Here is a 14,998-nt window from a genome sequence, read left to right as displayed (position 1 = left end):
ACTCGAATTAGAACAAAGCAAGAACATTGGACGAGAACATGACCCATCCCTGCCCCGACGACCCCACATTGTCCGAAGTTTTCTGCAAGCGCGCGATCGACGCAGCGCCGGTCGGTTTCGTGCTGGCGCATATCAAGTCGGACAAGCCCGTTCTGTGGATTCAGGACCGCATTTCCCGCAAGGAATCGGGCCGCCCCTACATGCCCGGAATGCTCCGCCCGATGGAGATCGTGTATGTAGACGCCAAGCGCCCCGTCGATGTCCTCTGGGCAATGGAGGAAGGTCTGAACTGCTCCGGTTTCGGCGCGGTTCTGGGGGAGATTTGGGGCGACCCGCAGGTGCTGGATTTCACCGCAACAAAACGTCTGGCCCTGCGCGCCGAACGTCATGAAGTCCCCGGCTGGATCATCCGCCGTTCCGCCCAGCCCAACCTGAGTGCCGCGCGCAACCGCTGGCGCGTCGCCTCGCTGCAATCGCTGCGTCACCCGTGGAACGCCCAAGCCCCCGGCACCCCCATGTGGGAGGCCGAACTGTTCCGCAGCCGCAACGGTAAGACAGGTCGCTGGGTTGTGAAATATGAAAACGAAAACATGCACTTCGAGCATGGAATTGAAGCGGACGCCCACACCTTCGCTAACGGAGCGATCCAATGACGACCGCCCCTGACATGAGCAAACCCCGCCGCATTCTGTCGGTCTACCTCCCGCGTTTCGGAATGGAGCATTGGGAAATCCGCGCCCGACGCCGCGGTGAAACGCTGGACCCTGAAAAGCCCTGCGCTCTGGGCCTTGACACCCCGCGCGGCCCCGTCGTCCATGCGGTCAATCCTGCAGCCGAAGCGCAAGGCATCCATGCTGGCGCCCGCGTGGTCGACATGCGCGCGCTCTGCCCCGACCTGCGGATGGAACACGCGGACCTCCATGCCGAAAAACACGCGCTGGAACGTCTGATGCTCTGGTCACGCCGCTGGGCGCCGTGGTCCGCGATGGACGGCAGAGACGGCCTCGTGCTGGACGTGACCGGCTGCGCGCATCTCTTTGGCGGAGAGGAAGGTTTCCTCAGCACGGTCGAGGCCGACCTCGCCCGCGCTGGCATGAGCTGCCGCCTCGCCATCGCACCGACGCACGGCGCCGCATGGGCCCTGGCCCGCTACGGCACAGGTGCCGCGATCTGCCACGATGTCTACGATGGCGAACTCGCCGCCCTCTCCGTACGTGCGCTGCGCCTTCACGGCGAAACAGTTACCCTGCTGAACCGCCTCGGCCTCAAAACCATCGGTGATCTGCTGGCAACCCCGCGCGTGCCGCTCACCCGCCGTTTTGCCCGCAATGCGCTGGAAGAAAACCCGCTGATGCGGCTGGACCAGATGACCGGCAAACTCGCAGAGCCACTGACCGCCCCCAAGGATCCGCCGCGCTTCGTGGTGCAATCGCGACTGGCCGAACCAGTGCAGGACCCGACCGAATGGATTCCCCAGCTGGCCGAGGAACTCTGCACCCACCTCCATGACGAAGGCAAAGGCCTCCGCCGTGTGCACCTGACCGTCTACCGCACGGATGGAGAGGTCTCCTCCGTCACCTGCGCCACCAGCCAAGCCACCCGAGATCCGAGGCACATCGCCCGCCTCTTCGACGGAAAGCTCGAGAGCATCGATCCCGGCTTCGGCTTCGACCTGATCACACTGATCGGCTCCGCCACCGAACAGATCGGCACGCGCCAAACGCGGCTCGACCGCAAACCCGACCACTCCGAGGCAACCGCACGCACCATCGACAGGCTTATCGCCCGCTTCGGCCCGCCTGCCGTCCTACGCCCCAAGCATACCCCGCGGCACATGCCCGAGCGGCAGGAATATTGGCAAACGGCACTGGCATCCGACGCCTACCCCACGCCCATCAACCTGCAACGCCCCTGCCGCCTGCTCGAGCACCCCGAAGAAATCAGGGTGCTCTACGCCGTTCCGGAAGGTCCGCCTGCGCAGTTTTCATGGCGCAAGCTCGTCCACAGGATCAATCGCTACGAAGGCCCCGAACGCATTGCCCCCGAATGGTGGACCGACCGTGCCTCAAGCCGCATCCGCGACTACTACCGCATCGAAGAGCAATACGGCCTCCGCCTCTGGATCTACCGCAATGGCCTCCTCAACGACGGACGCGGTTTCGATCCCCTATGGTTTATGCACGGCCTCTTCCTCTAATGACCGCCGCGCTTTTCATTCTGACTCAAATACCTTGGGGGAGGCCGCAGGCCGGGGGCAAAGCCCCCAACGCCGGACGGGAACCGTCCGGCATTGTCGGTGGCCGCCCTGCGGGCGGCATTCGGGGTCTCTGCCCCCTCTTGACCCTATCGGGTCAATTCACCCCCGAGGTATTTTTATCAAAGTGAAAAGGACGATGCTGTGCCTGAAGTGGAAAAGCATCATCCCAAGCACTCACTTCCGGAAGATGTCACCTATACTCCCCATCCCAAATCGACTTTCGTCGAACTCGGCCTGACGTCCTGCTTTTCTTTTCTGCGCGGAGCATCCGATGGGAGCGAGATTGCGCACGCCGCGTGGAGCGAGGGGTATGACGCGATCGGGGTCGCGGACCTCAATACGCTTGCCGGAGTTGTTCGCGTTTATACAGAAGCCGAAAAGGCGTGCGTGAAGGCGCTCGTCGGCTGCCGGATCGCGCTCTATGAGGGTGACCAGTTCCTCGTTTATCCGCGCGACCGCGAGGCTTACGGGCGGCTATCCGCCCTTCTATCCAAAGGTAAACGCCAGACAGTCGACGGCGCATGGCAGGCAAAGGGTGATTGTCACATCACCCTCGCCGATCTGCGGGCCGCCGCAGACGGCATGATCCTGATCGCTGTGCCGCCCGATGACATCGTGCATTGGCAAGTCCGGCTCGGGCGTCTGAAACGGGCGCTTCCCCAATTGTCCCATCTTGCGGCGGCGTATCTCTATCGCGGCGATGACAAGGCGCGGCTCAATCAGCTGGATCAGATCGCGAGACGGAACGGGCTGTGCCTGATGGCAACGAACGATGTGCTTTATCATGCCCCCCATCGGCGCCCGCTTCAGGACGTGATGACCTGTATCCGCGAGAAGGTGAAAATCACCGAAGCCGGTTTCCTTCTGGAGCCGAACGCAGAGCGTCACCTGAAATCTCCGGCCGAGATGTGCCGCCTGTTCGCCGAGTGGCCCCATGCCATCCATGCAACCCGAGAGATCGCGGACAGCATCACCTTCGATCTGCGCCAGCTCTCCTATGAATATCCGCGCGAAGTCGTGCCCGAAGATAAGACCCCACAGAGCCACCTCGAAGACCTCACGTGGCAGGGGGCCGAATGGCGTTACCCCGATGGCATTCCGGGCGAAACGCGGGGGACGCTCGAAAAAGAACTGCGGATGATCGAGAAGCTCGACATCGCGCGGTATTTTCTGACGATCCACGACATCATCCGTTTTGCCCGCCATGACTGCTCGCCCCCCATTCTGTGTCAGGGGCGCGGGTCTGCGGCGAACTCCGCCGTGTGCTATGTCCTCGGGATTACGGCGGTCGATCCCGCGCAGCACCAGCTTCTTTTCGAGCGTTTCATCAGCGAGGAACGCAAGGAGCCGCCCGATATTGACGTCGATTTCGAGCACGAGCGGCGCGAGGAGGTCATCCAGCATATCTACAGCAAATACGGACGCGACCGCGCGGGGCTGTGCGCCACGGTGATCCACTACCGTCCGCGTTCAGCCATCCGCGAGGTGGGCAAGGTCATGGGCCTCTCGGAGGATGTGACCAATGCCATTGCGCGTACCGTGTGGGGATCGTGGGGGACCGACATCGGTGAAAAGCATCTGAACGAAGCGGGCCTCAACCTGTCCGACCCGCTGCTGCGCCGCACGATCATCATTGCCCGCCAACTGATCGGAATGCCGCGCCACCTGTCGCAGCACGTCGGCGGCTTTATCCTCACCGAACGCCCCCTGACCGAAACGGTCCCCATCGGCAACGGTGCGATGGCGGACCGCAGTTTTATCGAGTGGGACAAGGACGACATCGACGCGCTCGGCATCCTCAAGGTCGACATCCTCGCGCTGGGAATGCTGACCTGCATCCGCAAATGTTATGACATTATTTCAGCGCATTACGATCGGCACTTCACGCTGGCCACGACGCCCAAAGAGGACCCGCGCGTCTACCAGATGCTCTGCCGCGGCGATAGCGTCGGGGTGTTTCAGGTCGAGAGCCGCGCGCAGATGAACATGCTGCCGCGTCTGCGCCCACGCGAATTCTACGACCTCGTGGTGGAGGTCGCCATCGTCCGCCCCGGCCCCATTCAGGGCGACATGGTGCACCCCTACCTCAAGCGTCGGAACGGCGAGGAGCCGATCATCTACCCGTCCCCCGCGCCGCCCCATAACGCGGACGAGCTGCGCAACATTCTCGGACGGACCTACGGCGTGCCAATCTTTCAGGAACAGGCGATGAAGATCGCGATTGAAGCGGCGGAGTTCTCTCCGGCCGAAGCGAACGAGTTGCGCAAAGCTATGGCCACTTTCCGCAGTCGCGGCACCATCGAGAAACTACAGGACAAAATGGTCGGCCGCATGGTGCGCCGCGGCTATCAGGAAGAGTTCGCCCGCCGCTGCTTTGACCAGATCAAGGGCTTTGGCGAATACGGTTTCCCCGAAAGCCACGCCGCCAGCTTTGCCCAGTTGGTCTATGTGTCGAGCTGGCTGAAATGCCATTATCCGGCGGCCTTCTGCGCGGCGCTCCTGAACTCGCAGCCAATGGGCTTCTATGCCCCCGCCCAGATCGTCCGCGATGCGCGCGAGCACAATGTCACCGTGCTACCCATCGACGTGAATTACTCGCAATGGGACAACACGCTCGAACCCTATGGTAATGCCTTCGCGGTGCGCCTCGGGATGCGACAGATCAGTGGCCTGCCCCAAGCGGCGGCCCAGCGGCTCGTTGCCGCGCGCCAGCACCCGTTCCGAGACGTGAAATCCCTCCAAGAGGCTGGCATCAGCGCCGCACACATCCGCAAACTGGCCGAAGCAGACGCCATGCGCTCGCTCTTCATCGACAGACGGCAAGCGCTGTGGGAAGCGAAATCACTCTACGACGCGCCCGATCTGCCGCTGTTCCGCGAAACCCGCGACGAAGGACAGGAACCCGCCGTCGCGCTGCCCGAAATGCCCGTCTGCGAACAGGTCGTCGCCGATTACCAGACGCTGCGCCTCTCGCTCAAAGCGCACCCGATGGCTTTCTTGCGCCGCAGCCTGACCAAGCAGCGCTACCTGTCGAGCACCGACCTGATGCACACACGGCCATGGCAAAAGGTAAAACTCGCGGGCCTCGTACTGATCCGACAACGCCCCGGATCGGCGAAAGGCGTGTGCTTCATCACGACCGAAGACGAAACCGGCGTCGCCAACATCGTCGTCTGGCCCAAAGTGATGGAGGCTTACCGCAAAACCATCATGCAGGCCCGCCTCCTCGAAGTGCACGGATATGTCCAGCGGGAGGGCGAGATCATCCACATCGTCGCCGAACATCTGGTGGACCGCTCGGATGCACTCCAAAGGCTCGCGCCCGAAAACATGCCCGCACCGATGTCACGCGCGGACGAAGTAAACCGCCCTCTCCCGCAGCGCCATCCGCGCGATGTCCGCATCATTCCCAAGAGCCGCGACTTCCACTAGCCGCGCCTGCCTTTGTGCCTCAAATATCCCGGGGTGAATTGGCCGCAGGCCAAGAGGGGCAGCGCCCCTCAGCCGGTGACCTTTGCGACCTGAGCGATGAAATCCTCGCCCCGCTTTTCAAAGCTGTTGTACTGGTCGAAACTCGCGCAAGCAGGCGCGAGCAGCACCGTGTCACCCTCTTCGGCCTCGGCAGTTGCCAATGCGACCGCGTTCTCCATCGTGGTGCAAACTTCGGTCTCGACGTCCTTGAGCTTCATCGCGAAGGCAGCCGCCTCGCGGCCGATGACGTAGGCTTTGGCAACCGAACCAACATGCGGCAGCAGGCCGTCCAGCCCGCCCTCTTTCTCAAGGCCGCCGCAAATCCAACGGATACGCTTGAACGCTTGCAACGCCTTTGCCGCGCTTTCCACGTTGGTCGCTTTGGAGTCGTTGACGAAAGTCACGCCGTCTTTTTCGCCGACAAGCTGCGAACGGTGCGGCAGGCCGCCATAGCTCCGCATCCCTTCCTCGATCTGCTTTGGACCCAGTCCAAGGCACCGGCAAACGGCATAGGCTGCACAGGCGTTCTGATGATTATGGGCGCCCGGCAGTCCCGCAATCTCGCGCAGGTCGATGCTGCCGATCTGGCGGCCTTTACGCCACTCGGACAAAAAGCCTTTGCGGGCGAAAACGGTCCAACCGGCATCGTCTAGTTTGCGCGTGTTCGAGATGCGCAGAACGCGGTCATCGCCCTGAGCCTCGGACAGCTGGTTGGCGAGGAAACGACCCTCGATCTCGTCGACGCCGATGATATTGCGGTCCGGCGCGCCTTCGGCAAAAAGGCGGCGCTTGGCGGCAAAGTAGCCTCCGATCCCCGCATGACGATCAAGGTGATCGGGCGACAGGTTCGTCAGCACCGCGATGTCAGGCGTCAGCGAACGGGCAAGCTCGGTCTGGTAGGAAGACAGCTCCAGCACCACAATCTCGCCATCGCTGGCAGGGTCGATATCGAACACACCGCGACCGATGTTTCCAGCAAGCTGCGCGGGCTTACCGGCCTCGGTCAGAATGTGGTGAATGAGCGCCGAAGTCGTCGACTTACCGTTCGAACCAGTGACCGCCACCACGCGTGGCGGCTGGTCGAATTCGTCCCAATCGCGGGAGGCAAAAGAACGGAAGAACAGACCGATGTCGTTGTCGACCGGCACATTCGCATCCCAAGCGGCAGCAACGACGGCATTGGGCGTCGGATAGAGGTGCGGAATACCAGGCGAGACTACAAGGCAGCTCACATCCAGAAACGCGCCCTGACGCGAGAGGTCGCGAATGGTGATGCCCTCAGCCTCTGCCGCTTCACGCGCGGCGGGGTTGTCATCCCAAGCGACGGCCGTCGCGCCGCCAGCCATAAGCGCCTTTGCGGTCGCCCGCCCCGAACGGCCAAGGCCGAGGATCGCGACGGTCTGGTTCTCGTATCCACGAACAGGGATCATCCGGCACTCCGTAAAATCTGCGGGCGGATAGGGGCTTTGCCCCCGCCCCTGCGGGGCTCCCCCAAGGTATTTAGGTCAAAGTGAAAGGCGGCTCAGCGCACTTTAAGCGTCGCGAGGCCGATCATGGCGAGGATCAGCGAGATGATCCAGAACCGGATCACGATCTGCGGCTCGGACCAGCCCTTCTTTTCGTAGTGGTGATGGATTGGCGCCATGAGGAACACGCGCTTACCGGTCCGTTTGAAGTAGAGCACCTGAATGATGACCGAGAGGGTCTCCATCACGAAAAGGCCGCCGACGATGGCGAGGACGATCTCGTGCTTGGTGGCAACGGCGATTGAGCCGAGTGCGCCGCCCAGAGCCAGCGAGCCGGTGTCGCCCATAAAGACCGCGGCGGGCGGTGCGTTGTACCACAGGAAGCCGAGGCCACCGCCGATCAGCGCGGCGCAGAACACTGTGATTTCCGCCGTGTCGGGCACGTAGTGGACATCGAGGTATTCGGTGAAGTCCGAGCGACCGACGATATAGGCGATGATACCGAAGGTGCCGGCCGCGATCATGACGGGCATGATTGCGAGGCCGTCGAGGCCATCGGTGAAGTTTACAGCGTTGGCGGCGCCGACGATGACGAGCATCGCGAAGGGTACGAAGAGCCAGCTGAGGTTGATGAGCGTGTTCTTGAAGACAGGCAGCGCGAGCTGGTTTGTGAGGTCAGCAGGGTGGTAGGCCGCAGCCCAGTAGCCCGCGATAGCAGCAACCGCGAAGCCGATGATCAGGCGGACTTTGCCCGACACGCCGTCGGTCGATTGCTTGCTCACCTTGGAATAGTCGTCGGCGAAACCGATCGCTGCGTAGGACAGCGTGACGAAGAGGGTCAGCAGCACGAACGCATTATCAAGGCGCGCCCAGAGCAGCGTCGAGAACGCGAGTGCGCCGACGATCAGCAGACCGCCCATCGTGGGGGTGCCGACCTTGGCGAGGTGCGCTTCGGGGCCGTCGCTGCGGATCGGCTGGCCCTTGCCCTGTTTGCGGCGCAGCACGTCGATCAGCGGACGGCCAAACATGAAGCCGAACAGCAGCGCGGTCAGGAAAGCTCCGCCAGCGCGGAAGGTGATGTACCGGAACAGGTTGAAGAAATCGCCGCCGTCGGAGAGAGCGGTCAGAAGGTACAGCATGTCGGTTCAGCCTTCGTGGTCGGTGGTTGTTCTGCGTTGCCCCAATTTGCGCAGCGCGTCAACGACAAGGCTGATCTTGCTGCCTTTGGAGCCTTTGACGAGCACGACATCGCCGGTGTCGACGAGCCGCGAGACGTCTTGGAGCATATCTTGCGCGGTTTTCGTGTAGTGACCGCGCTGGTCTTCGGGCAAAGCCTCGAACAAGTGGCGCATCAGCGGGCCGGCGCAATGGACAACGTCGACGTCGGCCATCGACGGGTCATCGGCCATGCGGGCATGCATCGCGGCTTCATCAGTTCCGAGTTCCAGCATATCGCCGAGGATCGCAACGCGGCGGCCACGGACTTTGCGTCCGCAGCCATCGCGCGGCTGGCGCGAAGCGAGCACTTCGAGGCTGGCCGACAGCGAGGTCGGGTTGGCGTTGAACGCATCGTCGAGCAGGTCAAAGTATTCACCCGAGCGCGCGGTATCGAGGTGGATCTGCTCGATCATACCGCGGCCTGCGGGCGGTGCCCACTCTGCAAGGTCCATCAGGCCGCGCACGCGGTCAGCGCCGAGTGCAGACATCGCAGCCACGACGCCCAGCGCGTTCACTGCAAAGTGGCGGCCTTCGGTGCCGACTTTGATCAGAATGGGCGTGCGCCACGCGCGGGCACAGCCGACGGTATGCCCTTCGCGAATGCGCACGTCCAACATGCGGTGATGGTTGCCCGCGTTCTGGCCGAAGGTCACTACCTTTGCGCCCTGCTCTTTCGCGGCGTCGATCAGGATGTGCGAGGTGTCGAGGTCGCCGTTCAGGACTGCGACGCCGTTTGCCTCCAGCCCTTTGACGATGCTGGCCTTCTCAATGGCGATGCCTTCGACGTTCTCGAACGCTTCGAGGTGAACGGCAGCAACGGTGGTCACCATCGCGACGTGCGGGCGGGCCATGCGGGCGAGCGGCTCGATCTCTCCGGGGTTGCTCATGCCGATTTCAATGACGGCATAGCGGGTGTCAGCAGGCATACGGGCCAGCGTCAGCGGCACGCCCCAATGGTTGTTATAACTGGCCTCGGCGGCGTGGGTTTTGCCCTGCGGCGCAAGCGCGGTGCGGAGCATTTCTTTGGTCGAGGTTTTGCCGACCGATCCGGTTACAGCCACAACGCGCGCCTTGGTACGGGCGCGAGCAGCGCGGCCGAGGTCTTCGAGGCCCCTCAGCACGTCATCCACGACTAGCAGCGGCGCATCCTCGGCAACGCCTTCGGGGCGGTGCGTGACAAGCGCAGCAGCGGCGCCCTTCTCCAGCGCCTGCGAGACAAACTCATGGCCGTCACGGGCAGCTTTTAGGGCAACGAACAGATCGCCCGGCTTCAATGTACGGGTGTCGATGGAGACGCCAGTTGCCTGCCAGTCGGCGGTGGACGTGCCGCCAGTTGCTTTGGCGGCATCATCCGCGGTCCAGAGAACGTCAGTCATCAAATCTTTCCGTCAAGCGCCAGAACGGCCTGCGACGCAACTTCGGCATCGTCAAAATGGAGGACATCGGTGCCGACGATCTGGCCGGTCTCGTGTCCCTTGCCCGCGACAAGTAGCGCGTCTCCGGGCTGAAGCATGTCCGCCCCGCGCAAAATCGCCTCGGCACGGTCACCGATTTCGAAAACATCGGTGGATTTTTCGGCAGTTGCCCCTTCCATAACCGCAGCGCGAATGGTGGCGGGGTCTTCGGTGCGCGGATTGTCGTCGGTCACGATGACGACGTCAGCCAGACGCGCGGCAGCGCCGCCCATGAGCGGGCGTTTGGTTTTGTCACGGTCACCGCCAGCGCCGACAATGGCAATGATGCGGCCCATGACGTGCGGGCGGATCGCTTCGAGCACGGTTTCAACCGCATCGGGCGTGTGAGCATAATCGATAAACACCGCAGCGCCGTTGTCGCGGGTCGCGGCGAGCTGCATACGCCCGCGCACGGTGGTGAGGTGCGGCAGGGTCGCGAAAACCTCTTCAGCATCAGCACCAGCGCCGATGACCAGACCTGCAGCCAGCAAAACGTTCTCGGCTTGAAACCCGCCGATCAGGTTGAGGCGCACCATATGGACGCTGCCCTGCCAGTCGAAACGGACCTCCTGCCCTGTCGAGTCGAAACGCTGGGCGAGCAGACGCAGGCGGGCACCTTTAGCGCGGCCAACGCCGATGACTTCCTGGCCGCGCGCTTCGGCGGTCGCGGCAACCTCGGCCCCCTTCGGGTCGTCGAGGTTCACAACGGCGGTGCCTTCGGGCTGAAGGACGCGAGTGAAAAGACCCATCTTGGCGTCGAAGTAGGCCTCGAAGGTCTCGTGATAGTCGAGGTGGTCTTGGGTGAAGTTCGTGAAGCCAGCCGAGGACAGGATCACCCCATCAAGGCGGCGCTGGTCGAGGCCGTGCGAAGATGCCTCCATCGCGGCGTGGGTGACACCGTTTTGGGCCGCATCAGCCAGCACCCTTTGCAGCGTGATCGGGTCGGGTGTGGTGTGTCGGAGCGGATGGGTCCATGCGCCCTCAACACCAGTGGTGCCGACGTTTACAGCCTCCAGACCCATGTGCGTCCAGATCTGACGGCAGAAGCTCGCGACCGAGGTTTTGCCGTTGGTGCCAGTCACGCCTACCATGACACCAGGCTGCGGCCCGAACCAAAGCGCGGCGGTCTGCGCCAGCGTGGCGCGCGGATCTTCGGCGATCACCAGCGCAATGTCGGTGCCTTCAACGGCGGGCGCGGCGATCTTTGCGCCCTCGGCATCCGTGAGAATGGCGCTGACACCGTTAGCAATGGCAGCGTCGGTGAAGGTTGCGCCATGGACAGCACTGCCTGGCAATGCGGCGAATAACGTGCCCGGCATGACCTCGCGGCTGTCGATGGTGATGGCTTTGATGACAGCTTCTTTAGCGCCCTGCGCGGTCAGACCGAGGTCTGCTAGCGAACATGTCTTCTCTGTGCCGCTCATATGCAGGGCTCCCTCGGTTAGTTTGAGGTCAGCGATACACCAGTTAGTAGCGGATTATCAATCTGCGGACGTAGGCCGAGCAGCGGTCCGACGCGGCGGATCAGCTCTGCGGCGACGGGTACGGCGGTCCAACCCGCGGTGCGGCGCGGCTCGCTGCTGGTGGTGTCGACGGGTTCGTCCAGCGTGACGACCAAAACGTACTTCGGATCGGAAGCAGGAAAGACCGACGCAAAGGTCGCGATCACCTTGTCATCATAGTATCCGCCGGTCGGTTTGACCTTGTCTGCGGTACCGGTTTTGCCAGCAACTTCGTAGCCTGCGACCTCACCAAAGGACGCGGTACCGCGGGTTACAACCTGACGCAGCATCGACAGCGACGCGGCTGCGGTTTCTTCGGACATAATCCGCTCACCGGGGATCGGGTTACCGCCGCGCATCAGCGTCGGCTGCACCAGATGGCCGCCGTTCGCGATGGTGGCATAGGCCGAAGCGAGGTGCAGCGGGGACGCTGCGACGCCGTGGCCGTAGGAGATCGTCATGGTCTCCAGCGGGCCCCACTGACGCGGAAGCTGCGGACGGCCTGCGCCTGCTTCACCCAGTTCGACGGGCGAGACATCGAGGATACCCAGCGACTTGAGGAAGTTGCGCTGGTTATCGGGGCCGATCAGCTCTGCAATGTGGGCGGTGCCGATGTTCGACGATTTGACGATGACATCGGTGACAGAGTTCTGCGCGCCATAGCTGTGGAAGTCGTTGATCGTAAAGCCGCCCATGCGGATGCCGGGCGAGGTCTGGATCATGGTATCGGGATCGATAAGGCCCATTTCGAGGCCCTGCGCGACGGCCAGAATCTTGAACGTTGAGCCAAGTTCATAGACGCCCTGAACAGCGCGGTTGAACAGCGGACTGTCGGACTGGTCGCCCGTGGTCAGCACGGCGGGACGGTCGTTCGGGTCGAAATCGGGCAGCGATGCCATCGCCATGATCTCGCCGGTGTGGGCGTCCATCAGGACGGCTGCCGCACCTTTGGCATTCATCAGCATCATCCCGCCTTGAAGCACACGCTCCATCGCGGACTGGACGGTGAGGTCGATCGACAGTTCCAGCGGCGCGCCTTCGTTGGCGGGATCGCGGAGGAATTCGTCGAAAGTGCGCTCGACACCAGCAATGCCGATGACTTCGGCAGTGTTTACAGCCTCGCGACCATAGCTCGCACCGCCGAGGATATGGCTGGCCAACGGGCCGTTCGGGTAGATGCGCATCTCGCGCGGGCCGAACAGAATGCCCGGATCGCCGATATCGTGGACGGCCTGCATCTGCTCGGGGCTGATCTGGCGCCGAATCCAGACGAATTTACGGTTGCCGGTGAAGTCCGCGACCAGACGCTCGTGGTCGAGGTCAGGGAAGATGCGGAAAAGCTCGTCAGCGGCGTGAACCGGATCGACCATGTCCTGGGGCTGGGCGTAGACGGAATAGGTGTCGAAGTTGGTCGCGAGGATACGGCCCTGACGGTCGACGATATCGGCGCGCGCGGACAGGATCGGCTCACCGCCCGACAGGCTGACTTGCGATTCCTCGGGCAGGCTCGCCCCGATGACACCCATTTTGAAGACGATGGCGGCGAATGCACAAAAGAAGAAAGCGCCCAGAACCATGAGACGGCTCTCGGCGCGGGCGCGGGCACTGTCGCGCATGGCTTCGTGACGGATGCGGCGGTTCTCTGCCTCGATCGCATCGGGGTTTTCGCCGCTCTGGCGGGCCTGAATGATACGGGCCAGCGGGCGGAGTGGAATACGGCGGCTCATTCTGTCACCTCTGCATCACCGTCGCTCGAGACTTCGATCACGCGGCCAAGTTCGCTCGGCAGAACCATCGGGAACGCCACCTGATCGACGCGGCCAAAGCCATCAGGCATCAGCGGCAGAAGACCAAGACGGTCGAAGTTCAGTTCGGCAAGGTCACGCAAACGGTCAGGACGGTTCTGGTACGCCCACTCTGCCTGAAGCATCCGTAGACGCGCGTTGGCCGACGCGATCTGACGGTTCAGTTGGCGGACTTCCTTGAGCGAGTCCTGCGTGCGGTAGTTTTCCTGATAGGCCCAGAAGGCCAGTCCGATTACGCCAAGTGCGGTCATCACATAAAGCAGACTACGCATTAACGCTCACCTTTCCGAAGTGGCATCCCGAGTGACGCCTTGTCGATTTCCCCGCCCGGTGCATCGGTGCGGCGCGCCACGCGCAGCTTGGCTGAACGTGAACGCGGGTTTTCTTCGAGTTCCTGATCGTCCGGACCGATGGCCTTCTTCTCGACCATCTCGAATGCAGGTTTGTCTTTTTCGATGACCGGCGCGTAGCGGTTGGCGTTGGCCGTACGGCCCGAACGCGCTTGGAAGAAACGCTTGGTCATGCGGTCTTCGACCGAATGGAAGGTCACGACAGCCAGCAGACCACCAGGGCGGAGCGCACGCTCCGCGGCCAGAAGGCCTTCGAACAGTTGTCCGTACTCGTCGTTCACCGCGATGCGGAGTGCTTGGAACGTGCGGGTCGCGGGGTGGCTCTGGCCGGGTTTGGGGCGCGGCAGGCAGCTTTCGACGAGCTTAGCCAGTTGCAGCGTGGTGTGGATCGGGCGCGCCTGCACGATAGCTTTGGCGATGCGGCGGCTCGCGCGCTCTTCACCGTAGAGGTAAATGATGTCGGCCAGTTCGGCCTCTTCCAGCTCGTTGCAGAGGTCGGCAGCCGAGGTGCCAGACTGGCTCATCCGCATATCGAGCGGGCCGTCCTTCATGAACGAAAAGCCGCGCTCCGCCAGATCGAGCTGCATGGACGACACGCCTAGATCGAGCACAACACCGTCAAGGCCGGTGGCATAGCTGTCCATTTCGGAGAACGTACCCTCGACCATTTCCAGACGGTCGCCGTAGTCGCCAACCCAGCCCGACGCCATTTCGAACGCCAGCGGATCGCGGTCGACACCGATGACTTTGTCGGCGCCCGCTTCGAGCAGAGCACGGGTGTAGCCCCCTGCCCCGAAGGTGCCGTCAAGCCATGTGCCAGAGACAGGAGAGACCGCCTTGATAAGCGGTCTCAATAAAACGGGAATGTGGGGTTTGTCTGGAGCGGACATTTATTCGCCTCCCAGCAGTTCGAGCGGATCGAAGTCCTCGTCCTGCTCGTCCAGCCATTCGTCGATATCGGCTTCGACAGTCTCGCGGAAGTGCTCCGCGTTCCACATTTCGAAGTTCCCGACACCGCCGCGGAAATAGATCTCGCCCTCTTCGATGCCGAGCTTGTCGCGAATGGTCTTATTGAGAATGACGCGGCCATCCTTGTCGGCTTCGATCGTGAGCGATTTGGTCACGAAAAGCTGCGACAGGCGCTTCTGGTCGCGCGCTTTGGAGCGCGGCATCGCATAGATGTCTTCGACGATGCGCTGGTATTCGTCCATCGGGTAGACAGCGACATGTTCTTTGAGGTGTTGGCCGTAGACGATCTTCATACGGACCGTGCCGCGCACTTCGGCATCCGCATCACCCAAGGCAAGCTCACGACGAAAATCAGCCGGAACGGACATACGGCCCTTCCGGTCGACTTTCTGGTAGTGCTCGCCTTCGAACGAGTGGATCACTTGCCTGCGGCCTCTTTTGCTTACCTGCCTGCCCTTTCGGGCCCTGAAAGACGAACGGCGGATCGAGCTACTGCCAAGCCCGAT

General features: G+C 62.6%; 11 protein-coding genes. 3 read left to right on the top strand and 8 right to left on the bottom strand.

Features of this window, described 5'->3' with window-relative positions; all coding sequences use genetic code 11:
• The first annotated feature begins 38 nt into the window (after positions 1-38).
• The 3 genes from IF204_RS02790 to IF204_RS02780 all read left to right on the top strand — a co-directional run bounded on the left by IF204_RS02790 (position 39) and on the right by IF204_RS02780 (position 5,689).
• A complete protein-coding gene (locus IF204_RS02790; protein ID WP_194094485.1) occupies positions 39-653 on the top strand; it encodes an ImuA family protein in 615 nt (204 codons plus the stop codon).
• Positions 650-2,197, top strand: a complete 1,548-nt coding sequence (locus IF204_RS02785) for a Y-family DNA polymerase (protein WP_228069033.1) — start codon at positions 650-652, stop codon at positions 2,195-2,197. Before IF204_RS02790 ends, IF204_RS02785 begins: the two co-directional genes overlap by 4 nt.
• Positions 2,198-2,398: 201 nt before the next feature.
• Positions 2,399-5,689 carry an error-prone DNA polymerase gene (locus IF204_RS02780; RefSeq protein ID WP_194094483.1) on the top strand — a complete coding sequence of 1,097 codons (3,291 nt, stop codon included), beginning with the start codon at positions 2,399-2,401 and terminating at the stop codon, positions 5,687-5,689.
• Between the two features lie 68 nt (positions 5,690-5,757).
• On the opposite strand, the gene murD is transcribed toward IF204_RS02780, so the two are convergent.
• From murD to IF204_RS02740, 8 genes are all read right to left on the bottom strand, one after another.
• Entirely contained in the window at positions 5,758-7,158 is a 1,401-nt protein-coding gene (murD, locus tag IF204_RS02775) for a UDP-N-acetylmuramoyl-L-alanine--D-glutamate ligase (protein WP_194094481.1), read from the bottom strand.
• A 92-nt stretch (positions 7,159-7,250) separates the two neighbouring features.
• The gene (gene mraY / locus IF204_RS02770) at positions 7,251-8,333 is read right to left on the bottom strand and encodes a phospho-N-acetylmuramoyl-pentapeptide-transferase (protein ID WP_167638384.1); all 1,083 of its coding nucleotides are present in this window, start codon (positions 8,331-8,333) and stop codon (positions 7,251-7,253) included.
• Between the two features lie 6 nt (positions 8,334-8,339).
• Positions 8,340-9,788: a UDP-N-acetylmuramoyl-tripeptide--D-alanyl-D-alanine ligase gene (locus IF204_RS02765; protein ID WP_194094480.1), complete on the bottom strand. Its 1,449-nt coding sequence runs from the start codon at positions 9,786-9,788 to the stop codon at positions 8,340-8,342.
• Entirely contained in the window at positions 9,788-11,290 is a 1,503-nt protein-coding gene (locus IF204_RS02760) for a UDP-N-acetylmuramoyl-L-alanyl-D-glutamate--2,6-diaminopimelate ligase (RefSeq protein WP_194094478.1), read from the bottom strand. Before IF204_RS02760 ends, IF204_RS02765 begins: the two co-directional genes overlap by 1 nt.
• A 17-nt stretch (positions 11,291-11,307) precedes the next feature.
• Complete coding sequence (locus IF204_RS02755; protein ID WP_194094476.1) at positions 11,308-13,095, bottom strand: peptidoglycan D,D-transpeptidase FtsI family protein; 1,788 nt, start codon at positions 13,093-13,095, stop codon at positions 11,308-11,310.
• On the bottom strand, positions 13,092-13,445 hold the full coding sequence (ftsL, locus tag IF204_RS02750) for a cell division protein FtsL (protein WP_167638380.1): 354 nt from the start codon (positions 13,443-13,445) through the stop codon (positions 13,092-13,094). Before ftsL ends, IF204_RS02755 begins: the two co-directional genes overlap by 4 nt.
• Positions 13,445-14,413, bottom strand: coding sequence for a 16S rRNA (cytosine(1402)-N(4))-methyltransferase RsmH (gene rsmH / locus IF204_RS02745; RefSeq protein WP_194094474.1), 969 nt, complete (start codon positions 14,411-14,413; stop codon positions 13,445-13,447). The genes ftsL and rsmH overlap by 1 nt, the downstream gene beginning before the upstream one ends.
• Positions 14,414-14,914, bottom strand: coding sequence for a division/cell wall cluster transcriptional repressor MraZ (locus IF204_RS02740; RefSeq protein WP_167638378.1), 501 nt, complete (start codon positions 14,912-14,914; stop codon positions 14,414-14,416). It lies immediately after the preceding gene.
• Positions 14,915-14,998: the final 84 nt, after the last annotated feature.

Origin of the sequence: Marivivens aquimaris (assembly GCF_015220045.1) — a bacterium.
In the GTDB taxonomy this organism is placed as follows: Bacteria; Pseudomonadota; Alphaproteobacteria; order Rhodobacterales; family Rhodobacteraceae; genus Marivivens; species Marivivens aquimaris.
Note: the sequence above shows the minus strand (reverse complement) of the source record. Positions and strands in the feature narration are given on the sequence as shown.

Bases quoted from the DNA above. Each gene is read 5' to 3' on its own strand.
- IF204_RS02790 (WP_194094485.1), top strand. From the start codon at position 39: ATGACCCATCCCTGCCCCGACGACCCCACATTGTCCGAAGTTTTCTGC.
- IF204_RS02785 (WP_228069033.1), top strand. From the start codon at position 650: ATGACGACCGCCCCTGACATGAGCAAACCCCGCCGCATTCTGTCGGTC.
- murD (WP_194094481.1), bottom strand. From the start codon at position 7,158: ATGATCCCTGTTCGTGGATACGAGAACCAGACCGTCGCGATCCTCGGC.
- mraY (WP_167638384.1), bottom strand. From the start codon at position 8,333: ATGCTGTACCTTCTGACCGCTCTCTCCGACGGCGGCGATTTCTTCAAC.
- IF204_RS02765 (WP_194094480.1), bottom strand. From the start codon at position 9,788: ATGACTGACGTTCTCTGGACCGCGGATGATGCCGCCAAAGCAACTGGC.
- IF204_RS02760 (WP_194094478.1), bottom strand. From the start codon at position 11,290: ATGAGCGGCACAGAGAAGACATGTTCGCTAGCAGACCTCGGTCTGACC.
- IF204_RS02755 (WP_194094476.1), bottom strand. From the start codon at position 13,095: ATGAGCCGCCGTATTCCACTCCGCCCGCTGGCCCGTATCATTCAGGCC.
- ftsL (WP_167638380.1), bottom strand. From the start codon at position 13,445: ATGCGTAGTCTGCTTTATGTGATGACCGCACTTGGCGTAATCGGACTG.
- rsmH (WP_194094474.1), bottom strand. From the start codon at position 14,413: ATGTCCGCTCCAGACAAACCCCACATTCCCGTTTTATTGAGACCGCTT.